Annotated in this window: 13 protein-coding genes and 5 pseudogenes; 15 read left to right on the plus strand and 3 right to left on the minus strand. The window is 61.3% G+C overall.

Translation table 11 applies throughout. The features are described from left to right. Together IVB01_RS35030 and IVB01_RS35035 are read left to right on the plus strand one after the other, a co-directional pair. Positions 1-2631 (plus strand): NAD-glutamate dehydrogenase domain-containing protein (locus IVB01_RS35030; protein ID WP_247495223.1); only part of this gene is annotated, 2631 nt, incomplete at its 5' end. A gap of 71 nt (positions 2632-2702) precedes the next feature. Continuing rightward, entirely contained in the window at positions 2703-3023 is a 321-nt protein-coding gene (locus IVB01_RS35035; RefSeq protein WP_247495224.1) for a hypothetical protein, read from the plus strand. 82 nt (positions 3024-3105) lie between these two features. Here the strand turns inward: IVB01_RS35035 and IVB01_RS35040 are convergent, their stop codons facing one another. Beyond that, entirely contained in the window at positions 3106-3675 is a 570-nt protein-coding gene (locus IVB01_RS35040) for a hypothetical protein (protein WP_247495225.1), read from the minus strand. Between the two features lie 194 nt (positions 3676-3869). Between IVB01_RS35040 and IVB01_RS35045 the strand changes: the two genes are divergently transcribed. From IVB01_RS35045 to IVB01_RS35070, 6 genes are all read left to right on the plus strand, one after another. Then, positions 3870-6731 (plus strand): transglycosylase domain-containing protein, encoded by a 2862-nt coding sequence (locus IVB01_RS35045; protein ID WP_247495226.1) that lies wholly within the window; start codon positions 3870-3872, stop codon positions 6729-6731. Positions 6732-6828: 97 nt separating this feature from the next. After that, positions 6829-7746 carry a hypothetical protein gene (locus IVB01_RS35050; protein ID WP_247495227.1) on the plus strand — a complete coding sequence of 306 codons (918 nt, stop codon included), beginning with the start codon at positions 6829-6831 and terminating at the stop codon, positions 7744-7746. Between the two features lie 1267 nt (positions 7747-9013). Next, positions 9014-10072: a DUF2336 domain-containing protein gene (locus IVB01_RS35055; RefSeq protein WP_247495228.1), complete on the plus strand. Its 1059-nt coding sequence runs from the start codon at positions 9014-9016 to the stop codon at positions 10070-10072. Then, complete coding sequence (locus IVB01_RS35060; RefSeq protein ID WP_247495229.1) at positions 10069-10386, plus strand: PilZ domain-containing protein; 318 nt, start codon at positions 10069-10071, stop codon at positions 10384-10386. Before IVB01_RS35055 ends, IVB01_RS35060 begins: the two co-directional genes overlap by 4 nt. 49 nt (positions 10387-10435) lie before the next feature. Continuing rightward, the gene (locus IVB01_RS35065) at positions 10436-11569 is read left to right on the plus strand and encodes an HD domain-containing phosphohydrolase (RefSeq protein ID WP_247495230.1); all 1134 of its coding nucleotides are present in this window, start codon (positions 10436-10438) and stop codon (positions 11567-11569) included. A gap of 952 nt (positions 11570-12521) precedes the next feature. Continuing rightward, positions 12522-13553 (plus strand): IS110 family transposase, encoded by a 1032-nt coding sequence (locus tag IVB01_RS35070; RefSeq protein WP_247495231.1) that lies wholly within the window; start codon positions 12522-12524, stop codon positions 13551-13553. 1280 nt (positions 13554-14833) lie between these two features. Here the strand turns inward: IVB01_RS35070 and IVB01_RS35075 are convergent. Next, a pseudogene (locus IVB01_RS35075) lies at positions 14834-15096 on the minus strand (IS110 family transposase); the annotation flags it as partial. Here IVB01_RS35075 and IVB01_RS35080 point away from each other — a divergent pair. The 3 genes and pseudogenes from IVB01_RS35080 to IVB01_RS35090 all read left to right on the plus strand — a co-directional run. Continuing rightward, a pseudogene (locus tag IVB01_RS35080) lies at positions 15085-16022 on the plus strand (efflux RND transporter permease subunit); the annotation flags it as partial. The pseudogenes IVB01_RS35075 and IVB01_RS35080 overlap by 12 nt on opposite strands. Positions 16023-16052: 30 nt before the next feature. Beyond that, positions 16053-16418 carry a hypothetical protein gene (locus IVB01_RS35085; protein WP_247495232.1) on the plus strand — a complete coding sequence of 122 codons (366 nt, stop codon included), beginning with the start codon at positions 16053-16055 and terminating at the stop codon, positions 16416-16418. Positions 16419-17191: 773 nt separating this feature from the next. Further along, positions 17192-18532, plus strand: coding sequence for an adenylate/guanylate cyclase domain-containing protein (locus IVB01_RS35090; RefSeq protein ID WP_247495233.1), 1341 nt, complete (start codon positions 17192-17194; stop codon positions 18530-18532). Positions 18533-18763: 231 nt separating this feature from the next. Here the strand turns inward: IVB01_RS35090 and opgC are convergent. Next, positions 18764-19387: pseudogene (gene opgC, locus IVB01_RS35095) on the minus strand (OpgC domain-containing protein); the annotation flags it as partial. 967 nt (positions 19388-20354) lie between these two features. On the opposite strand from opgC, the pseudogene IVB01_RS35100 reads away from it, so the two are divergent. From IVB01_RS35100 to IVB01_RS35115, 4 genes and pseudogenes are all read left to right on the plus strand, one after another. Then, positions 20355-20583, plus strand: a pseudogene (locus IVB01_RS35100) (hypothetical protein); the annotation flags it as partial. Then, a pseudogene (gene istB, locus IVB01_RS35105) lies at positions 20492-21215 on the plus strand (IS21-like element helper ATPase IstB); the annotation flags it as partial. The pseudogenes IVB01_RS35100 and istB, both read left to right, overlap by 92 nt. A 204-nt stretch (positions 21216-21419) precedes the next feature. Beyond that, on the plus strand, positions 21420-22295 hold the full coding sequence (locus tag IVB01_RS35110; protein WP_247495234.1) for a site-specific integrase: 876 nt from the start codon (positions 21420-21422) through the stop codon (positions 22293-22295). Positions 22296-22305: 10 nt separating this feature from the next. Further along, on the plus strand, positions 22306-23502 hold the full coding sequence (locus IVB01_RS35115) for an IS91 family transposase (RefSeq protein ID WP_247495235.1): 1197 nt from the start codon (positions 22306-22308) through the stop codon (positions 23500-23502). Positions 23503-23740: the final 238 nt, after the last annotated feature.

Consider the following 23740-nt stretch of genomic DNA (forward strand, 5'->3'; position numbering starts at 1 on the left):
GAGGAGCAGCTCAAATCCGTCGCCTCGCTCGATGAAGACCGCATCCTGCGCCGCTTCACCAATCTGGTGCAGGCAACCATTCGCACCAATCTGTGGCAGGTCGGCGAGGATGGACATCCGCGTCCGGTGATCTCCTTCAAGTTCGACGCGCGCAGGATCGATGACCTGCCGGCGCCACGACCGCTCTACGAGATCTTCGTCTATTCACCTCGTGTCGAAGGTATTCACCTGCGCTTTGGCAAGGTTGCGCGCGGTGGTTTGCGCTGGTCCGACCGGCCGCAGGATTTCCGCACCGAGATTCTCGGCCTGGTGAAAGCGCAGCAGGTCAAGAACGCCGTGATCGTGCCGGTCGGCGCCAAAGGCGGCTTCGTGCCCAAGCGCCTGCCGTCGCCTTCCAATCGCGACGCCTGGCTCGCGGAGGGCACCGAAGCCTATCGCATCTTCGTTCGCTCGCTGCTCGAACTCACCGACAATCTCGACGGCGACATCGTCGTGCCGCCCGAATCCACCGTGCGCAACGACGGCGACGACCCCTACCTCGTCGTCGCCGCCGACAAGGGCACCGCCACCTTCTCCGACGTCGCCAACGCGATCTCGGCCAAGAAGAACCATTGGCTCGGCGATGCCTTCGCATCCGGCGGCAGCCAGGGCTACGATCACAAGAAGATGGGGATCACGGCGCGCGGCGCCTGGGAGGCGGTCAAGCGCCACTTCCGCGAGTTCGGCACCGACATTCAGACCACGCCATTCACCGCTGTCGGCGTGGGCGACATGTCCGGCGACGTTTTCGGCAATGGCATGCTGCTTTCGCCGGCGACAAAGCTTGTGGCGGCTTTCGATCATCGCGACATCTTCATCGATCCCTCGCCTGATCCCGCGATCAGCTTTGCTGAGCGCAAGCGCTTGTTCGACGCGCCGCGATCGAGCTGGCAGGACTACAACAAGTCGCTGATCTCGCAGGGCGGCGGCGTGTTCTCGCGCCTCCTCAAGGCGATCCCGCTCGCCCCGGAGGTGCGCACCCTGCTCGATCTCGACAAGCCGCAAGCCACGCCTTTCGAAGTGATGACGGCAATCCTGAAAGCGCGCGTGGACTTGCTGTGGTTTGGTGGCATCGGCACCTATATTCGCGCGTCGGCGGAGAGCGACGATCAGGTCGGGGACCGCGCCAACGATCCGATCCGCATCGCGGGTGGCGACGTGCGCGCCCGGGTGATCGGCGAAGGCGCCAATCTCGGCGTCACCCAGCGCGGCCGCATCGAAGCGGCGCAGAAGGGCGTCAAGCTCAACACCGACGCCATCGACAATTCGGCCGGCGTGAACACGTCCGACGTCGAGGTCAATATCAAGATCGCGCTGGCGCGTCCCGAGCGCGAGGGACGCCTCAGCCCCGCTGACCGCAACAGCCTGCTTGCCGCGATGACCGACGAGGTCGGCGCGCTGGTGCTGCGCAACAACTATCTGCAGACGCTGGCGCTCTCGCTGGCCGAGCGCAAGGGCGTGGCCGAGACCGGCTTCCTGGCCCGGCTGATGCAGTCGCTCGAGCGGCGCGGCTTGCTCAGCCGCGCGGTGGAGTTCTTGCCCGACGACGCAGCGCTCACCGAGCGCACACGGCGCGGCCAGTTCCTGACGCGGCCCGAGCTGGCCGTGTTGCTCGCCTACGCCAAGCTGACCCTCTACGATGACCTGCTCGTCACCAGCGTGCCCGATGATCCCTATCTTGCCCGCGAGTTGTCTCAGTATTTTCCGCGCGAGCTTCAGGACAAGTTCCCGACAGCGGCCGAACTGCATCGTCTGCGGCGGGAGATCATCGCGACCAGCCTCGCCAATGCGGTGATCAACCGCGGCGGCCCGGCCTGTGTCGTACGCCTGATCGACGAGACGGACGCCGATATCCCGACCATCGCCATGGCCTATGTGGCGGTCGATGAATGCTACGGTCTTAAGGGGCTCAATGACGCGATCGATGCACTCGACGCCTGCATCGACGGTCAGGTGCAGCTGTCGCTCTACGCTTCCGTTCAGGACCTCCTGCTCTCCCGCATGGTCTGGTATGTGCGCAATGTCGATTTCAGGGGCGGGCTGGAGGCCGTGGTCGCGCGCTTCGGCCCGGCTATCCGCCAGATTGTCGCCGCGCTCGACACTACCCTGCCGCCGGACTTACTGGCCGCACGCGCCAAGCGTCGGCAGGACCTGACCGACGCTGGCGTCCCGGCCGGCGTTGCCGGCGAGCTCGCCGATCTCGACGCTCTGGTCTCGGCACCCGATATCGTGACGGTCGCCGAGCGCACCACCCGCCCCATTGGCGACGCCGCCGCGACGTTCTTTGCCGCCGAGGCGAATTTCCGTCTCGACCGCATCATTGCCGCCGCGCGCCACGTGCCGGCAAACGACTATTTCGAACGTCTAGCCATCGATCGCGCCGTTGAGCAGATCGCTGGCGCCGAAAGAAGACTGGCCGCGGATATGCTGGCGACCGGCCAGTCCGGCCAGCAGGCCGTCGAGACCTGGCTCGCGGCTCACCCCGAAGCGACGCGCATCCGCCGCTCGGTCGAGGAGATTGCTGCCAGCGGCCTGACGCTCGCCAAGCTGACGGTAGCGGCGAACCTGCTGGGGGACTTGGTCAAAGCCTGAGGACGTTGCGAGGCAGCGATGTAACACGTGCAATGCCAGCGCCACTTGTCGCCGGCGAACGGAGGAATCCAATGATCCACGCCACTTGCCATACCGCCGACAATGTCCGCTGCATCGAGTTCGATGCCACACCCTGGTTCAACGAGGCTGACGCTCCGAGCATTATCGACTTGGCCCAACGAGGATGGGCCAGTACCGCGATTGCAGATTCCCTCGAGGGCCGACGCGGATACGAACGGCTGCACGACCTCGTTGAGTATGCGGCGAAGCGACTGCAATCAGAATCCCTGGAGGACCCGACCTGGGAAACCTTCGAGTGCGTCGTCGACGGACCGGAGGCCGTGGCCTGGCTCGAGAAAAACCGACCCGACGTGATGACAAGGATCCGGTAAGCGACGAAAAGCGCTGCAACGGCGGCGCTTGATTGGCGGCATTGCGATTGCAACGACTGCAAATCAATTCAGGCGTAAAGCTTCACTCATCCAATTTCTTGTTCAGTTCAGGATCGAGCTTGGTCCGGTCGACAGACTGATAGAACGTGACAGGTCTGCATTTTCCGTCGAAATCCGCGAGGACGACGGCGGTCCACGGACTCGTGGTCTCGCCCGAACCGTCGCGGGGGTCCGGCATGACCTTGCGAGCAGCGACCACATACCAAGCGCGACCAGCCGTTGCCGCCTTCGCAGCCGCAGCGAACTCATCCAATATTCCGCGCAGATTTTTGCGCATTTCTTCTTCAGTGTCCCCGCGGAGGTATTTTCGAGACGACTTTCCTGCCTCCCCGTACTCATGATGAATGTTCAACTGCAGTCGGGCATCGTCCACTTCGATCTTCGTCACCCGCGTCACCGCTCCGCCTTCGCGAAGATAATCTCGCACCCGGACATCGCAGGCCAAAAATCTGTCCGTGGGCGGCTGAGCAAGGGTAGCTGCAGGGGAGACTGCGGCAAGTTTCTTTTTTCGAGGAGCAGCATCCGCAGGCATCGTGGCGATGGCGGCGCTGAGGAGCGCCACTGCCAGCACGACTGGAAGAGGGGCATTCATGAGTGCGCTGCCAATTCGGTCTTTCTAAAACGCACGGGCCTCGGCATTGGTTCCGCGACCGCGGCCAGGTCGGAGCAATCATGAAGGCCCGGAGAAGCGGGTGGCGGCAGCTCAGGAACTTTTTTCTCAACACAGTCTTGTTTGTTATTGTTTGACGACCTTACGGAGGCGGCTTTTTCGACCGTCGGCCGGTCATGGACTCGATACTCATCAAGATCTTCGCCACGGCGCTTGCCTTCAGCCAGGTCACTACCCGGCCGGATGGAGTCAAGACGGAGTTCGATGCGGTGCGCGACCGCTTCGAGGTGGCGCAGCTTTTGAGTGCCGGCTGCGCCCACATGCGCAAGGCTTTCGACATCGAGGACATCAACCTGGACGATCTGATTGCCACTGCCATGGATGACAAGGAAGCGTTGAACAGCGAGATCAAGGCGCTCAAAGGACTGAATCTGGCCAACCTCCAGGTGGCCTATAGGCAGTTCTGCAAGGTCGACAACGTGGAAGAATCTCCGGTCGATCTTGGTCAGGTCATCGCCTTCTACAACAGCGCGGTCAAGGATCTGCCCGACGCGGCGCAGCTTAAGCACCTCAGGCTGCCTGGCACCAGCATAGTCCTCGACAACAAGAGCGAGCGCTTTGCCGAGATTTACGTGCCGAACAACCGCCGCATCTGGGCCAAGCTTGCGGATATCCCGGAAGCGGTGCGCAACGCATTTGTCGCCGCCGAGGACAAGCGCTTCTTCCAACATACCGGCATTGACGAGCGCGGACTGGTCCGCGCCTTCATCGGCAACTTCACGCACCCGGGCCGGCCGCAGGGCGGCTCGACCATTACGCAGCAGGTCGCCAAGAACCTGCTGGTAGGCAACGACATCACTTACGAAAGAAAACTGCGCGAAATGATCGTTGCCTCGCGAATGGAGCGCGCCCTGACCAAGGCGGAAATCCTCGAGCTCTATCTCAACTCGATTTATCTCGGTCGCGGAGCCTGGGGCATCGAGATGGCGGCGCGCAGCTATTTCGGCAAACCGGCCAAGGCGCTCTCCGCTGTCGAGGGCGCCCTCCTCGCAGGGCTCGCCAAGGGACCGAACTACTTCAACCCCGACCACCATCCCGAGCGCGCGCGCGAGCGCCTTGCCTACGTGCTCGGCCGCATGCGGGACGACGCCATGATCGACGCCGCCGCGGCGAAGGCAGAATTGCCGCAGCTGGTCGAGTACCGGCCGACGCGACGGGACTTCGGCTTTCACTTCGTCGATCACATCGCCCGCGAGGCAAAGTTGACCGCGGGCCTTGATACTCTGACCAACTCCTCCTACACGGTGCGCTCGACCGTCAACTCGGCCTTGCAGCGCGTCGTCGAAGCGATATTGCAGGAGGGCCTCGCGCGGTACGAGCTGAACACCGGCCGTTACAAATTTGAGGGACCCGAGGCGAACATTTCCGATGACGTCCATCGTATTGCGGCAGACCTGAAGACCACGGAACCGGCTTGGCTCGCCGCGTTGAAGACGACGCGGCTACCTCTCTATGACGTTCACTGGCAATCGGCGGTCGTCCTGGAGAATGCGCGTGGCAAGCGTGGCCATGCGATCAACGTCGGCCTGACCGACGGAAGAATCCTGCCGCTGAACACCTGGAGCACCGCGATCCAGCGCGGCCTTAAGCCGTACGATGTAGTCTACGTGCAACCGCGGGAAGCCAAGGGCAAGGAAGCGGCGCGTGCCGACCTGCGTATTCGACCGACCGTGCAGGGAGCGGCGCTCGTACTCGGTAACGAAACCGGCCGCATTCTCGCGATGGCGGGCGGCTTTTCGTATCCGGCAAGCCAGCTCAACCGCGTCGTCCAGAGCTTGCGCCAACCCGGCTCCACCTTGAAGCCGCTGACCTATCTCGCCGCCCTTCGCAAGGGATTGCAACCCAACACGCTGGTGATGGACGAACCCATTACGCTGACTCCGATCGGCGCGACGGTCCACGCGCGCCGGGGCGATTTCTGGTCGCCGAAGAACTATGACGGCGGCGCTTTGGGCGCCATTACACTGCGACGTGCGCTGGAAAACTCCCGCAATCTCGCCACCGTGCAACTGCTCGCGTCCGGGCTCGACGACAGTGCCGAGCGAGGCCTCGACCGAGTCTGCGAGCTCGCGATGGAAGCGCAGCTCTACAAGGACTGCATGCGCTACTACCCGTTCGTGCTCGGTGCCCAAACCGTGCGGCTCATCGACCTTGCCGCGTTCTATGCAGCGATCGCCAACGAGGGCGCCCGGCCCCGGCCCCATGCGATCGAAACGATCGAACAGGACGGCCGACCAATCTACCAGCACGATCCGCGTGCGCTGGACTGGATCGGCTCGGCCGACCGCGCATCGTTTTACCAGTTGAAATCAATGCTGCAGGGCGTGCTCGCGCGCGGAACCGCGCGCGTCGTGAAGCATCTTTCGCCCTTTGTCGGCGGCAAGACTGGTACCACTGATAATGCGGTCGACGCCTGGTTCGTCGGTTTCACAAATGACGTAACCATCGCCATCTGGGTCGGCTACGACAACAGCATTGGCGGACGCCGCTCCCTTGGCCCCGGCCAGACCGGATCAAAAGTGGCGCTGCCGATGTTCGAGCCGATCGTGCAGGCAGCCTGGGAGCTGCACGCCCCCAAGACGGCATTGAACGGCCCTTCGCGCGAAGCAATGCATCAGCTCGCTACTCTGTCGATCGATCCCTATACCGGCGATCCTTCACCGGCCGGCTCGGGCCGCGCTTTCACCGAGTATCTCAAGAGGGATCCGTCGGGCAGAATCGATGATACGCAATTTCGGATCGTCTCGCGTGCAGAAAGCTACGCTTATCGTGGCGGTCGTGACGAAGACGGGCCATTCCAGCAGTGGTCCTATGAGAACCGCCATTACGGCGATAACCGGTCGCCCTTTCCATTCCCGACCTGGCGTCTTGGTCCGCGCGAATATCCCTCCTGGCGCGGACCTTCCGATGACGAGGACCGCCTCCCGCGACCGCCGCTCCGAGTCGATCCCGATTATTTCTGGCGGCGGCTGAATTGAGCATTGACCCATGAGACTGCACCGTGCCGCTGTCCTCATCGCCGCCTGCGTGACCGCCTACACAGGTGCGGCCGCGCAGGAATTCCAGCTGGAGGACGTGCCCGCAGTCGCCAGCGTCCCGATCGCACAGATCAAGCCGAGCACAGTCATCTTCGCCGACCAACGCAACGACAAACTCGCTGATCCCGCGACCGAGCTCATTCCTTTCGACGATTGGGCCCGCTCACGTCCGGTTCAGCGGCGCTTCCTCTCGCTCTTCCCGAGCTTCGTTGAGCCCACGCTCAACCAACAAACGAAGCTGAAGCTCTCGGTCTACCAGGCGGAGGCTCGGTTTCGACTGCCAAGACCGGCAGCGGCATTGGATCTGTCGCGCTATGCGAACGTCACCTTCCTTGAGCAGATCGATCCGGCAGTCAAGCACCGGCCGATCACCGCGGGCGATGATGCTCCCAACAAAGACGCTGGCGCCGCGCACCGTCCGCCGGATCGCCGCTGGTGCGAGGACGCGAACGCGATCTGCGTGCGGTCCCGCTACATGTTCGAAGGGAAAATTCCGGCGGGCATTCAGCTTGCCAACAAGCTGCGCGAGGAGAGCAAAAAACCGATTCCGGATTTCATCGAGTTCCAGAGTGAGATCATGTTGGTCACGCAGCCGCGCCTTACCGAGTTGCCGACCCTGACAGGGCTCGACTCCACAGTCACCAGCGCGCTCGAGCAGAACATCTTTTGGGTGAACCAGGTCATCCAGTTCGGCAAGCTGCTTGCGGTTCTGCAACAGCATCCGACCGAGCGGGAAGCCGCCATCGCAACGGTCTACATCCTGATTGCGGTCAGGAACGACGTGCTGCACAAGCAAAGGGAATACAGCAATACACCCGTTCTGCGAAACCTCGTGCCCGCGCAACTGCTCATGGGCAAGAGCTCCTTCAACAGCGGCGATTCGCTGAGCGCCGGCCTGCCGAAATACGCCAGAAGCCGCATCAAGGCGATCGCCAACATGATGGAGCGGGAATAGATCGTGTGCAGCAACGACAAATCGCGTTTGCAGTCGACAGGCATCTGAGAAACCCCGAAGAACTGGCAAACAGGTCTCCGAGCCAGGGCAAGACTCCTGCCCGCCGCCGCTTGCAAGATCAATCGATCAAGAGGCTGCCACTCCCGATCGGGACTCCCATCCCAAAATATCGCGGAATGTCGTGCATTTTGGCGCGCCACTCAGAATAAAACTACGAACTCATATGTTATTGAAATATTGTTATAATTTAGACCGACGATTGCATCTCTCGTCTCGTTCCCAGCAGTCCGTGCGGCCATGGCTTATTCCCCACCAATTGACTACTGAGGACAGATATTGAAAGTCGGACGGAAGTCCCTTGGATTCCAGCCGGAATCCCATACGGCGGACGACGAATCGAAGGCCACGTCCTTCATTATGCTAGTGCCCATCGCAACATTTGAGCCTTGAAAGTGTGGCTTCGCTATGCCGAAGCCGGGACGCCACAGCCATGGCGGCGCGGAAATTAGACGTCGTGGTAGGTGCAATGCATCGAACACCCGGCCGATCATCTCCCGACATGAAATGATTTCACACCCGGCAGCGAATAGAACTTGTTTACGGCGACTTAGCTTGTGGCTGCAGCGATGGCTCAGATTCCTCGGCGTGCACGGGCTGTCGCAGGCCGTGCGCCTCCGACCAGCGCATGAATCCAAAACGGCGGATCAGCCGATGTGGTGTCGCGGCCTTCGGCGTAGATCAGCGTGGGTCGCAGGATCGTCCAGCCAACTCATGTTGCTCGCAAGCTGCAACGATGCTTCGGAGGTCGGGACCTGCGCAACTCAGGACTGCAGCGACAATCGGTCCCTGCGGTGGCGTGAAAATCCGCGTCCAGGACAAAAATTATTGCGGCAGGGGCGACTGCGCGGCATTGTTGCGCGACGACGCTCGATCCACACACTGGGTGGCCTTTGAGCGATACGACGACCGGCTCGCCGAAGCCGATCGGGGCTCTGGGCGCCAGAATGGCCGACACAGGGGGGTCCCGCCGCGCACCTAGCACGTCTCCGGAGTCGCCGGCCCGCAGAACTCTCCCACCCCAGCAGCCGGGATCGGTGCGCGTTTGTTGGGCTGTTCACCTCCAAGCCCGCACGACATCAATGTCGAGCCCCTCAAGGGCTCACTGGTGCTGTCTCCGGAAAACCTGATCCGTAATTCCATCTTAAGAAATTTGGGGTGCAATTCAGCTGTTGCAGTGTAGAGCCCTTTTGCAAATTCAGGCCCGCCAATGATGGCAATTTCGCCTGCGGATATTATTGTTGAGCTGGAACATGCGATCGCGGGCCGCTCGTCCGAACGCTGTGCACGCATGTTGTGGCGCACAATCGATCTGCTTATTGCCGGCCGTGGCCACTTTCGCGAGCGCGAGATCGGCGTCGTCGACGACGTGCTGCTGCGTCTGACGGAACGGGTCGAGCCCAAGACGCTGGTCCAGTTCGCGTCGACCCTGGCGGAGTTTACCACCGCGCCAAGGGAGACGCTGCGACGCCTCGTCTACCACGAGGATCCAGCCGTGGCCGCCCCGCTGCTGCGGAAATCGCCGGCCCTGTCGCAAGCCGACCTGGAGGCGGTCGCCACTTCATATGGCGAGTCGCACCTGCTGGCGATTGCAGACCGGCTCAGGATCAACGCGAATCTCGCCGAGATCCTGGCGAAGCGCGGCAGCAAGGCGGTGTGCCTGGCACTCATCAAGAATTCCGGTGCGCAGATTTCCGGCGCGGTCTATTCGCTCCTGATTCACAAGGCTCAAACCGACAGGGAAATTACCAAAGCGCTGGCGCTCAGACCCGGCGTGCCCGACATGGTCGTCCGCAAGCTCCTCTGTGCGGCGCCGCAGTGGGCTCCTCCCGCGCACAAAGCGCAACCGTCTTTAACCGAGTATGCGAACGCGAAGCCGAAGATCGTCGCGCTCAACCGCGCCGGCAAGCTAAACGACTCGACCGTCAACCGCTTTGCGATCCGGGGCGAAGCCGCCAATCTCTTCACCGCATTGTCGGTACTATCAGGGGCGCCCATCGAGATCATCGAGCACGTGATGGTAGATATCGATTGCGAGAGCCTCGTCATGGCGTGCCGGGCGTCTCGCCTGAACTGGGCGACGACCCTCACGATCCTCAGCAATCGCGGCGGAGCCCGGCTTTCCTTTGAGGAGCGCGAACGGGCGCAGCAGTTGTTCGAGTCGCTGTACCTCTCAACCAGCCAGTGGAGCGTCCGCTGGGGCGAAATGGCCGCAAGCAACAAACCGGCAACGTTCGACGGTGTTGCAAGATCGGGAGCAAGCGGATGAGGTTCGACAATCGCAAAGCCCTCCGGGTTCGGATGGAACACAAACAGCCAGTGAATCTGATGGGCTCCGACGGCACATGGCGGCGCAGCTGTGTCCTGCTCGATGTTTCGCAGACGGGCGCCAAGATCGAGGTCGAGGGAACGCTCGACGTGCTGCAGGCCAAGGAGTTCTTCATGCTCCTGTCATCGACCGGATTGGCCTATCGGCGTTGCGAGCTGGTCTGGATCGACGGAACAATGGCAGGCGTCCACTTTATCAATGCCACGAGCAAGACGGGGCAGCAGAAGGCGGCGAGCGAGCAAACGAAGCAATAGACGCCTGCGCGCAGCAAATGACTACCGTAGAACTCAGAACACCTAGAACATGGCAAGCCGACCCGTGTCGTATTACAGCCGGATCAAGCCAGCCGAGAGCCGCAACATCTCCCGCGGAGCACCGGCGACAGCCAACGTCGTGCATGTGCTGGCAGATAGCTCGGATCGGCTGACCGGGGTTTGCTCGATTCTCGAGCGGAGATTCACCGTCGCCGGCGAACGGCTCGACGCCGAGGCGAGGCTTCCAAACACGCCGCTCGCTATCATCGTCCGCGCGGACCTGCGCGCTATCGAAAACATTGCGGCACTTAAGATGAGGGCCGCGCGGCTCGCCAAGGCGAGCAGACGCATCTTCCTCGTCGAGCAACCCTCCCATCTCTGCATCTCGCAGGCCTATGCCTTGGGGGCGACGCGCGTCATCCCCGGCCCTCTCAACAGGACCCAGCTTCTGGCCGCCTTGGTCGACCCGACAGAGCTGCAAACCACTGCGCCGGCCAGCGCATCAGAGCCGGGCGATGCCGTCGAGGTCGCGGGGGCAGCCATTGCATCGATGTTCACCTCCGTCATGCTGGGCGAGCGGGTCAATGTCGACGGCACCAAGGAAGCCGGCCGCAAGATTGCCAATCGCGTCGCTGAGCGCGGATTGTCCGAGTGGCTGACGGCCGTGCGACGCCATCACGAAGGGACCTATCAGCATTGCCTTCTCGTGACCGGCTTGGCCGTTGACTTTGGGTTGAGCCTGGGCGTGCGAAAGACCGATCTCGAGCGGCTCTATTCGGCCGCGATGTTTCACGACATCGGCAAGGCGAAGATTCCGCTCGCGGTTCTGGACAAACCGGGACGCCTCAGCCCCGGCGAGCGCGCGCTGATCGGAACGCACCCCGCCGCGGGATATGAGATCTTGAGGGTCCAGAAAGACATCTCGCCCGAAATCCTCGACGCCGTTCGCCATCATCACGAATATCTTGACGGCAGCGGATATCCGGACGCGCTCTGCGCCGAAAGCATCCCCGACATTGTCCGAATCCTCACGATATCAGACATCTTCGCCGCCCTGATCGAGCACCGGCCGTACAAGCCGACGATGCCCCGCGAGGAGGCCTACAGCATTCTCTGCGGCATGCAGGGAAAATTGGAAAAGGCGCTGGTGTTATCCTTCAGGGAGGTCGCGCTAAAGCGATGAATCTCGATCAATGATGTCTTTCACTCGGGCCGATCTCGCTAAGTCGTTCTTTAAGGAGCCCGATTGAGCGTGGCTTGTGCCGTCGGCCCAAGACAGCGCTGCCGCACAGAGACTGTCACAGTCGAACGTGATGGCCGCACGATTACGCGCAGGGAGCGCCGCTGCGACTAATTCCCTCGCCGCAGCACCACGGCTGTCGGTGCTAAACCGACGGCCGGTCGCGCTGCCATCACCGCTGCCGTGCCCGGCCATTATGCCACGAGGTCCGACCGATCCCGCGCCGGACTTGCAATTGCATCCCACGCCGGCCGTAGGTCGGAGAGCCAGAAGGGTAACGGCCACGGCGGCGTTTACTTCCGCGAACTTCCCGCGGGTTTTCAGGATTTTGTGGGCTCGAAACCGGGGTTAACTTTTGTATAGTTAACGGGAGATATAATGATTAATGCAATTTAATTTGCGGGCACCTCGGCGGGGGCAAGCCTTGGAAGAGGAGAGCATCCATGAAGCTCACGTGGGGCGTTCTTTCCGCAGCGGCATTTGTGTTGTCTCTGGCGATGACCGTGTCACCTGCATCGGCCTGCAACGGCAACGGGAAGTGTTCCGATGGGCCCGGCCAAACGAGAGGAGCCCCCGGACCGATTGCGGGCGCTGGTCTTCCTAGTCTCGCGGTTGGATCCTGCGTGTACTGGCTACTGAGACGGCGGCGAACCCGCTAGTTGCGCGTAAGGCCTCCGTGATCGATGATCGTCAGTTTGCTACGGCCCCCTTAAGCCCCCAACCGGAGCGCATCCACGGCCCGGTGACAGAGTCGTCGGCTGGGGCCGTTGGCTAGACTTTGTCCGGCTTTCTTTCTATTGTCGGCTGTTGATGCTGTGGACGGCTCCTCCACCGGCACGAGAGTGCCAAGGTATGGGCGCCGTTTTGAGGCTCCCACGATTCGGAGGAGCAGCCTATGCAGTCAATTTCGACGATCGGTCTGGATATTGCGAAGTCGGTCTTTCAGGTGCATGGCGTCGATGCAGTCGGCCAAGTGGTCATACGCCGTCAGCTCAAGCGCCGTTTCGTGCTGTCCTTCTTTGAGAAGTTGCCACCGTGCTTAGTGGGGATCGAGGCTTGCGCGTCATCCCACTATTGGTCCCGTGAGTTGCAGGCGTTGGGGCATGCGGTGCGATTGATGCCTCCGGCCTATGTGAAGCCGTACGTCAAGCGGCAGAAGAACGACAGCACCGACGCGGAGGCGATTTGCGAGGCGGTCACGAGACCGAACATGCGGTTCGTGCCGATCAAGACGATCGAGCAACAGAGCTGTCTGATGCTTCATCGCGTGCGCCATCTCTTCATTCGCCAGCAGACTGCCGTCATCAATTCAATCCGCGCCTATCTAGCCGAGTTCGGGATCGTCGCACCCGTCGGGCGCAGGGGTGTCGAACAGCTGTTGGAAGTCGTCGCCGATCCAGCTGAACGCCGGCTCCCGGAGGTGGCCCGTGCGTGTCTTGCGGCTCTCGGCATTCAGTTGCGGGCATTGAAGGCTCAGATCCTGGAGTTCGACAGACGCATTGTCGCCTGGCATCGATCGAACGCGACAAGCAAGCGACTGGATGCGATCCCCGGCGTCGGTCCAGCGCTGGCAACGGCGCTAGTCGCGAGCGTTGCAGATGCCAATGCATTCCGATCGGGGCGGGACTTCTCGGCCTGGGTTGGACTCGTGCCGAAGCAGAACTCGAGCGGAGGCAAGGACAAGCTTGGTAGTATCAGTAAGCAAGGCGATCGCTACTTACGCAGCCTGTTCACGGCAGGCGCACTCGCCGTGATCCGCTATGCCAAGATCCATGGCGCGCCGCATCGGCCCTGGCTCACAGCGTTGTTAGCGCGGCGTCCCACCAAGGTTGCCGCGATCGCGCTCGCCAACAAGCTCGCCAGGATGGCATGGGCAATGATGGCCAGGAACGAACGCTACAAGGAACCCGCCGCTCTCACGGCGTAAACGAGATCACAGCCGGATTCGGGTGTGACGTAACGGTTGGAAGGGCGAACAGCACTAATGCAGCGCCGGTCGATCCGGCGATCAGGATAACCCACATGGGCCATGGCATTTTCGAATGCGAGCTGTTGATCGGGACCTGATCCGCGGAAGGCATTATGGCCAGCGGTCATGAGTACCGCGCAAAAAGGCCGAACACATGGCTGCTTCGACCAACGCCGCAAGTGAAGATTCTCCTTGCCAACCCGGAGCCGTCCACACATGGCCCTTCGCGTCGTGTCGTTGCTATGCAACGATATGTCCGACTATCGGGAGCACAGCGGACTATGGCACGCCATCCGCCCAGCGCATCGTCGGTTCACGGCCTAAATCTCCTCGCGCGCATTCGTCTGCGCGGGTGAATTGCCGAGTTACGCGTTGAATGGCCGGCCGACTGCCGAATTTGCAAACCAGAGTCGGCGCCAGAGCAGGTGGAGAAGAACTGAAGAAAGCTTGTCCTATGCTTCAGATCAGGTTGGCTGCAGCCATTCATTCCCATGTGCAGCGAGGTGGTTAGTAGCGTGAGTCGACCTACCGCCTTAGGTGCAGCAGCCGAATGCAAGCGTCAACAGCGTCAGAAGGCATAGCAGCGTTGGTCGACGTAAGGACATCGTAACCATACAGGCGCTGCTTTGGCGGCATTTCGTCCGAGTCCGGTGGTTTATCCCGCGTCACTCCGTATTGGCGCTCTATCAACGAACTTTGCCGGAAACTGTCCAATTGGGTTCCAAGAGGAACGGCGGCGTGGAATTTAGGTGCTGATTGCGACGAGAGTACAGGCTGTACTGCGATGCCCCGCAAATGTACGGGTAAATTAACCAGTCATTAACCATACCTGCGTAGCGTCCGTAGCGGCAGGGGGTGTCAATCGGCCCTTTAATTGCGGTTTGTTGTCAAGCTACCATTCTTTCTCTCTTTCCAGTGACACGGTGGTAGCGATTGCTCCGTCGGAGCTGGTCAAGTTGCGGAGACGGAGCGATCGCGGATGGCGAGACGATTGCCTAGCGGGATTGGCAATCGATGTCGTTGGCGGCTTGAGCGGGGTGGGGTGGATGTCGTAGCTGGGGTCATGGTCCTTTCCGAGGTCGCGAGCGCCTCATGATGATGTCCGGATCGGGCGCCTCAACGTTTGCAGCGGAGTGCGGGCGAACCGCCACCAGCCGATTGACCGAGGTCACCACGACCACCGTCCCAGCGGGACATCGCCAGTCCGGCGGACCGGACCAGGAACTTGCGAGCAAATATCAGATTGGCTTCGGCTGCCCCCAGTCGAACGATGTTCCATCGACCCAGATGCAGTGGAGAATCACGGCGATCTTTCGGGCGATGGCGACCTTTGCTTTCTTCATGCCGATCCGCTTGGCGAGCTTCATGCCCCAGGCCTTTAGTGAAGACCACTTTTTGGTTCGATAAAGAAGGACAGTGGCGGCCTCGAACAAGTTCGGAGAAGCCCGTCGCCCCATCGAGATATCTTTCCATTGGTGTCGGTTTCGCCGGATTGACGCCGGCCGCCATCACGCAGGCGCTCGATAGCCTGTCGAACGGGCGGAAGGTATCCCAGATCGTGGACGGCAATCGCCGCTTCGACGTCGTGATGCGGCTTTCGGAACAGGACCGTTCGACGACGGGACTGCAGAACCTTCTCATACCCACCGGCTTGGAATTTGTACCGCTGAGCGCTCTGGCCGAAGTTGTGGAGACGGATGGCCCAAACCAGATACAGCGTGAGGGGACTCAGCGCAGGATCGTGGTTTATGGCAACGGCGATGGGCGCCGCGACATCGCCGACATCGCCGCCGACATCCAGCGAGCCGTTTCGCAGCTGGGTTTTCCGCAGGGCTACACAACCAACCTCGAAGGAGCATTCCAGGCGCAGCAGGAAGCCTCCTGGCGCATCGGCATCATCTCGCTTGCGTCGCTGGCGATGATCTTCATCGTTCTCTACAGCCGCTACCGATCGACTGCGCTGTCGCTGATCACGGCATTCCCTTGGCCCTGATCGGCAGCGTCGCCGCCTTGAAGATCGCCGGTCAACCGTTGTCGGTGGCATCGATGATCGGCTTCATCACGCTTGCTGGCATCTCCGCGCGCAACGGCATTCTGAAGATTTCCCATTACATCAATCTCACCATTCACGAGGGCGAGCGTTTCGGGACTGGCCTGATCGTGCGGGGAAGCATGGAACGCCTCAGTCCCGTCTTGATGACAGCACTTTGCGCGGGGCTTGCGCTTACTCCGCTGCTGATCGGCGCGGACGAGCCAGGCCGGGAGATCCTGCACCCGGTTGCCGTCACGATTTTCGGTGGCCTGCTCAGCGCCACCCTACTCGATACCGTCGTAACCCCCATCCTGTTTCTAATTTTTGGCAAGAAGCCGCTCGACCGGCTGCTGACCGAGCAGGCCGAAAATCTGACGCGAGCGGAAGCCTACTAGGGTCCGCACCAACCGCCAAAGGAGTGAAAAATGCGAAAGTACATCTTCCTTGCCTTTATCGCCGCGATCGCGGCTGTGCCCCCACTTGCACAGACCAAGGGCAGCAACGGCGGTCCGGTCGTCAAGTCGCAAGGGCACCCGATCGAGTTTGTGCGGAAAGGGCTCGATATCGTCTTCTATGTGGGAGACGACGACGGTTCGCCGCTTTCGACAAAGGACATGCGCGGCCGCGCAACGATCCAGGATGGCGGCAAGACGGTCACTGTTCCGCTTGCTCCCGCCAGTCCGAACATGATGGCCGGAAAGCTCCAGGTCGAGCTTACCCCGAAAGCAATCGTTGTGTTTTCCGCCAGCCTGCATGGACATTCGCTGACGGCCCGATACACGACGGAATAGTTGAGGCTGTCTGAAAGGCCGTTCAGTTGCCCGGCAGGGACCTCGAACACGCTTTGATCGAGTTCAGTAGTTTCCTGCGACCAAAGGAGATGGGTCTGCAGACCACCCAGGAGGCTTTGGCGCGGCAAACTCAACGAGTTCCAAGGACGGAAATCCGCGAGCGCGCCTCGCACTGAGCATCTAGCGAACGCAATCGTACAAGATCGTGCTTCGGCGTGGAAAATCGAGTAATGGTGCCAGGGGCGGACTGGGCCTCAATCCACCGAAACACAGCAACAACAATGGCTTAGCGCGACGACTGATTTGGTGATTGTACCATTCAAATGTGCTCGTGTCGACGGGGCTACCTGCCCGGCAAGCTGTCAAAAGCGCCGTGGAGCCTACCAACAATACACATGGATAAACGCCCTGGCCTCATCATGGGGTCGCGTTCATCATGCTGGCACAGGAACGACATAGCCAGCCCCTCATGGGCTCCGCCCTTCAAGCTAGCCAAGCCGTGGAGATCAAGCGGACAAGGCCGGAAGGCATTGGAAAGCTGACAGTATCAAAGCTGAGAGCTCGTATGAATGTCCGGTCTGCAAAACGGTACTGCGGTGGTCGAGCGCACAGGCCCAAGTATGATACCGCGGCGGTGAATGCTCAGCGCGCTCCGGGTCCCTGCTCCCCATACGGGGGTCGCGCGCATCGAACTTTCGACTGAATTTTGCTGGTCCGACGCGGAATGAGGTGCGACACTCGCGCCGCGCTGTTTTGTCACGCAGTAGGCCAACATGGCTGACATCCCGGCCACTCACTACGTGAAAAGTGACGACGTCCATATTGCCTATCAGGTGATTGGCGACGGTCCGCGCGACCTGCTGTTCGTTCCGGGGTTTGTCTCCAATGTTGAAGCGCTCTGGCAATCGCCGGCTCGCGCCTCCTTTTTCCACAGGCTTGCAACGTTTTCGCGAGTCATCATGTTCGATAAGCGCGGCACCGGAATGTCCGATCGCGGCTCCCAGATATTCACGCTTGAACAGCGGATGCACGACGTGCAGGCGGTGCTGGATCAGGTTGGTTCTCAGCGGGCCACCTTGTTTGGCGTGTCCGAGGGGGGTCCAATGTCGTTGCTCTACGCGGCGACCTATCCTGAGCGCACGTCGGCTCTTGTGCTTTGTGGCACTTATGCGCGGCGCTCCTGGGCGCCTGACTACACATTCGCATGGACCGATGCTCAGTGGAGCGCTTTTCTCGACGACATTGACCACCACTGGGGCACGACGGATGCAATGAGCTTGCTGATGTGGGCGCCCAGCCTTGTCGGCGATAAACACGCACTCGAGCAAGTGGCCGCTTACTTCAGGGCTTCAGCAAGCCCAGGCGCAGCTTCTGCGATCATGCGCATGAACCGCGAAATCGATGTCAGAGATATTCTGCCTATCACCCGCGTACCGACCTTAATTTTGCATCGCACTGATGAGCGAGTCATTGACGTGAGGCATGCGCGCTACATGGCGCAACAGATTCCTTGCGCCAGACTCATTGAGCTCAGCGGTCAGGACCATATGGTCTGGCTTGGCAATCAGGACGCAATTCTTGATGAGGTCGAAGAGTTCGTCACTGGGCATCGGCAAGTAGCGGCGCCCGATAGGGTGCTGGCGACTGTGCTGTTTGTCGACATTGCGGGATCGACAGAACGCGCCGCCGCACTCGGCGACGGCGCCTGGCGCGTGCTGCTGGATGCGTTCTATGCCAAAGCTAGGGGCGTGCTCGGCCAGTATCGAGGGCGCGAAATCAACACCGCCGGTGACGGTTTCCTTGCCACGTTCGACGGGCCTGCGCGTGCCGTGCGTTGCGCCAGCGCAATCGGCGATGCGGTGCGCCCGCTCGATCTGAATATCCGTTGCGGTTTGCATACCGGCGAGTGCGAATTCGTCTCTCACGATATCGTCGGAATTGCCGTACACATTGGCGCGCGTGTAGCCGCACTAGCTGCCCCGGGTGAAGTTCTGGTCTCGCAAACGGTCCGCGACCTTGTAGCAGGCTCCGGATTGACGTTTGAAGAGCGCGGCCGTCACGTTCTCAAAGGCGTGCCCGACGAATGGCGTCTGTTCCGCGCGGTGACAGCCTAGCACGCTTTCACCGCGATGCGGTCAGAGCACCGAACGACTGCTATTTGGCCCTTTTGCGAAGTGTCTGCCGAGACTGATACGTCCGATTGTCGCGATCGACCGGATCTGCACGTCAACAACCAAGATGGCGCTTGTAAGCCAAGGCGGACTCCCACCTTTCCAAGCGAACGGCCACCGCATCCGCTACGTCGTAAGCGGCGGCGAACTAATCAACTAATCAGGTTACCATTACTATTCTGAGGAGATCACGGTCTTCCCGCCGATCGTGGTTGCCGCCGGTTTGATCCTGATCGCGTTCAGGAACGTTGCGGCCGCAATCATGACCAAAATGCCTCCGAGACTCAGCGTGATCTGCATGGCAAGCCTATCCGAGATATCAATCAGTACTATGTGGCCGGCAAGCGCCAGCAGGACGCCAAGGCAATAGATTGCGAGGGAGTTCTCGCCACAGCGGATCGCCCCACGCATCACCGGAGTCGTAAGCCAACGCCAATCGCGAGGCACGACCCACGCAACCAGAATCGCGAGAGCAACAAAATGCAGCAGCCGGAAGGGCGCGAGATTCGATTTGTCCAGCGGGTAAACCAGCTCCGCAAGCATTTGTAGGACCAGGGGTCTAATGCTCCAACCCAATGCGATCGTCAGGCCGAAACCCAGATAGAGAATGGCAATTGCAAGCGCCGTGCGCGAGATCACCCAGGGCCAGAACGTCTTGCCTTCGATGACACACCAGGCACCAAGAACAACGAGCAGCTGCCAAGCCAGCGGATTGAAGAACCAGACGTCATTCGGCCATGCCGGGACGGACCAACCGAAGATGTGCACCAGCGCATAAATTGTGGACCGAAGGAGCGATTGCCATGAGAGATCTCGCTGCGATTGCGATTGTTACCCGACCGAGCCGCCTGCTAGCTTCCGGACCAATCGACAATTATCCGGGTGAGACCCTCCCTCACTGGTAGTTCGCGCCCTCGGGGCGCACGGTCATTCGCGTCGCTCGTCTCAATGGGGCCAGACGTCCGGTTCTCGCTGCCGCTGCAGGTTCACGACTCTTCGACCAACTTCCGCAGCCACTGCAGCGCCAACCGGCTCGGCTCGACAACCGCAAAACGCGCCAGCGCATCGTCTCGCGAGCTGCGGACAGTTCGGTCGAACTGATCGCTACCAACTCAACGCCAGGGCTACGGCAGCGCATTCTCAGAACAGCTTAATACTTCGACACGCCCAGTTGGCGATCTCTTGCAAGAGGGACCAATGTTTAAGGGCTTCACGGTGGCAGTTGTGGCGCTGATTCGTACAGCGCGCTGGATCGATGCCTGACCAACGGTCGGTACACCGACGCGGCCATGGCCATGCTGCGGCAAATCAGGCACGCGTTTGGGTTTTGAGATACATCTCGGGGACAATTACGGAGGGGCGTTGTGCTAGACGAACGCGGGGAGCGTGAGCGCGATGTAACCTTTTGGGTTCCCAAACATAGCTTGGGAGGTATGAACCCTGGCGGTATGGGAGATGTCAGGAGCAATTGGGCTGATCGTAGAGGGTTAGGTTTCCCTCAAGGACGAGAAGGCTCTCGGAGCTTCGGATACAGCGCCAGAAACTTCTCGCAGACCTCACCGCGTGTACCGGGATCGAGTGCACGAGCACTATCCAGCAGATCGAGAAAGACATCGTCGTGATCAAGGCTCGGCTCGGGCTTTTGGATCGTGCAACGACGGGATAACCCACCAGTTGTTCGCGTTGAACCTGCCGTCCGATCTTCTTTGTTCCCCACCCATCACGGTCTTGAGGCCCTATCGGTGAAATGCCATGAACAGAAGGCGATGTCGTTCTCAATATCCTGGCCCGTCAACGTGAACCTGCCCCGCCGGCCAACATCATGACGCCGGCCGCACTGACGCTCCGTCATGCCCCGATCGCCGATTGTGCCCGTTACGACAACCTCCGGAGGACCATCTGATGGAACGAACCCAAATCTTCGACCTCATGGGCGAACTCAAGCTCTACGGCATGAAGGCTGCCTTCGACGAGATCATGGCAACTGCCGTTAAGCGCCAGCACGAGCCTCAGCGCATTGTCGGCGACCTGCTCAACGCCGAGATCAACGAGAAGCAAGCCAGGTCGATCAAATACCAGCTCACCATTGCCAAGCTGCCGCTCGCCAAGGACATCGCCGACTTCCAGTTCGACGGCACGCCGATCAATCAGACTCTCGTCAATGATCTCGCTGGCGGCGGCTTCATCGCCCAACAACGCAACGTCGTGCTGGTCGGCGGCACCGGTAACAGGCAAAACACACCCGGCCATTGCCATCGCCAGAAGTTGCATCCGCGATGGCGCTAGAGGACGCTTCTACAACGTCGTCGACCTCGTCAACCGGCTCGAGACCGAAATCCGCAACGGTCGGCAGGGACGGCTCGCCGAGCATCTGACCCGCATGGACTTCATCGTTCTCGACGAGCTGGGCTATCTGCCGTTTGCGCAATCCGGCGGTCAGCTCCTGTTCCATCTCATCAGCCGGCTCTACGAGCGCACCTCCATCATTGTCACCACCAATCTCGCGTTCGGCGAATGGCCGAGCGTGTTCGGCGATGCCAAAATGACCACCGCGCTACTCGACCGATTGACCCATCACTGCGACATCGTCAAGACCGGCAACGACAGCTGGCGATTCAAAAGCCGCGACGATGTTCAAACAACCCGCGCTCGCGCCGTCTCCGCAACCCCGACCAGCTCCGACGACCCGAGCGCTACCAGCAGAGCACGCCGATCAAAGGGGTCCCTTTTGTCACGACGGCTGGCAGCGGAGCCGAGAGGATAGCGCAACGGGGCGTCCTGTCTTGAGATGAGGGGTTCGCAACCTTCACCTCAAAACAGGAGCATCCCCATGACCGACGAGGCAGTAAGCCCGTTGCGCCGGCGCATGATCGAAGACATGACGATCCGCAAGCTCGCGCCGAAGACCCAACATGACTATGTGCAAAGGGTCAAGAACTTCGCTGCGTTTCTCGGGCGATCCCCGGATACGGCGAGCTTCGAGGACGTGCGCCGCTACCAGCTGCATCTGGCGGCGAGCGGCGTCGGTGTGCCGACCATCAATCAGACGGTATCGACGCTGCGGTTCTTCTTCCGGGTCACGCTCAAGCGCCACGAGATCGTCGAGCACACCCATGTCATTCACGAGCCGCGCAAGCTGCCGGTGGCGCTCAGCCCCGAGGAAGTGGCGCGGCTGCTCGATGCCGCGCCGGGGCTGAAGTACAAGGCCGCGCTGAGCGTGGCCTATGGCGCCGGGCTGCGCGCGACCGAAGTGGTTTCGCTCAAGGTCCCCGACATCGACAGCAAGCGGATGATCATCCGCGTCGAGCAGGGCAAGGGCGGCAAGGACCGCAACGTTATGCTTTCGCCTGTTCTACTCGACCTGCTGCGGGCCTGGTGGAAGGCGGCGCGTCCACAGGGCTGGCTGTTCCCGGGCCGCGATCCGGCCCAGCCGATGACCACGCGCCAGCTCAATCGCGCCTGTCACGCCGCTGCGCAGATGGCGGAGATCAACAAGCGCGTCTCGCTGCACACCCTGCGGCATAGCTTCGCCACCCACCTGCTCGAGCAGAACATCGATGTCCGCGTCATCCAGGTGCTGCTCGGTCACGCCAAGCTCGACACCACGGCGCTCTATACCCGCGTCGCTACCAAGACGATCAGCGAGGTCATGAGCCCGCTGGAGCACATCGCGCTCAAGCTCAAGGAGATCCGGCCGCCCGGCTGACGCGGCGCGCGTGTCGCGCCCGGCCTTGGAGGTTGCGGATGTCTTCCGCAGCCATGGTCCGGCATGGCGTCGAGCCCATGCCGGCCATGTCAGCCTCGACCAGCTCAAGGTGATGTCGGCGATTGAGTGTTGCCGCACGGCAGCGCTCGGCGGCCATGTCGCGCGTTGCGCGGACTGCGCCTACACGACGATCGCCTACAACTCCTGCCGCAATCGGCATTGCCCAAAGTGCCAGGGCGCCGCGGCGAAGGACTGGCTTGCCGACCGCGAAGCCGACCTGTTGCCGGTGCCGTACTATCACGTGGTGTTCACGCTGCCTGCGGTCATTGCCAACATCGCCTACCAGAACAAGGCCGTGGTCTACGATCTCCTGTTCAAGGTCTCGGCCGAGACGCTGATCACCATCGCCGCCGACCCCAAGCATCTCGGCGCCCGCGTCGGCGTCACCTCCATGCTGCATACCTGGGGCTCGGCGCTCACCCATCATCCCCATGTGCACATGATCGTGCCGGGCGGCGGCATCTCGCCCGACGGCGAGCGCTGGGTGTCCTGCCGGCCGGGATTCTTTCTCCCCGTGCGCGTGCTCTCCCGCCTGTTCCGCCGGCTGTTCCTGGAGAAGCTCATGGCGGCGTACGCCGCCGGCCGCCTCAACTTCTTCGGCGATCATGCCCTGCTTGCCGACACGCAGGCCTTCGCGACCCATCTGGCGCCGCTGCGCAGAAGCGAATGGGTGGTCTATAGCAAGCGCCCGTTCGGCGGACCCGAGGCGGTGCTGGCCTATCTGTCGCGCTACACCCATCGCGTCGCAATCGCCAACAGCCGCTTGATCGCCGTCGACGAGCAGGGCGTCACCTTCAAGTGGAAGGACTACCGGATCGAGGGCCACAATCGGCACAAGCGCATGACGCTCGCGACCGACGAGTTCATCCGCCGCTTCCTCATCCATGTGCTGCCAAAAGGCTTGCACCGCATCCGCCACTACGGCCTGTTCGCCAAAAGCGCGTGCGCCGCCAACGTCGCACGCGCGCGGGAGCTGCTCGCCGTTGCAAAACCTGAAGCCCAGCCCACCGCGGCCGCCGATCCAAGCAAGCCGACTTGTCCATGCTGCGGCGGTCACATGATCATCATCGAGGTCTTCGCGCGCGGTGCAACGCCGCGGCATCGGCCGACAGCCCCAACCAGCGTCATCAGGATCGACACCTCATGACCGCGTCACAATCCCGCAGATCTGCCCCTCGCGCTCGCCGGCTCTCGATCGGCCACGGCAGAGCGCACCCAGATATCCTTCACCCGCCGCAAATCGTCCGACAATCTACCGCGTTCGATACCACCCGCCGCTTATTAGTCAGCCGCTTCACCGTCGTACGACTCGTTGCATCGGCTCGATCCAAATCAGACAGCTCGCCCGCGGCACTCAAATCACCATAGCGCCTGCCGCACTGCTC

The organism is Bradyrhizobium sp. 164, assembly GCF_023073715.1.
In the GTDB taxonomy this organism is placed as follows: domain Bacteria; phylum Pseudomonadota; class Alphaproteobacteria; order Rhizobiales; family Xanthobacteraceae; genus Bradyrhizobium.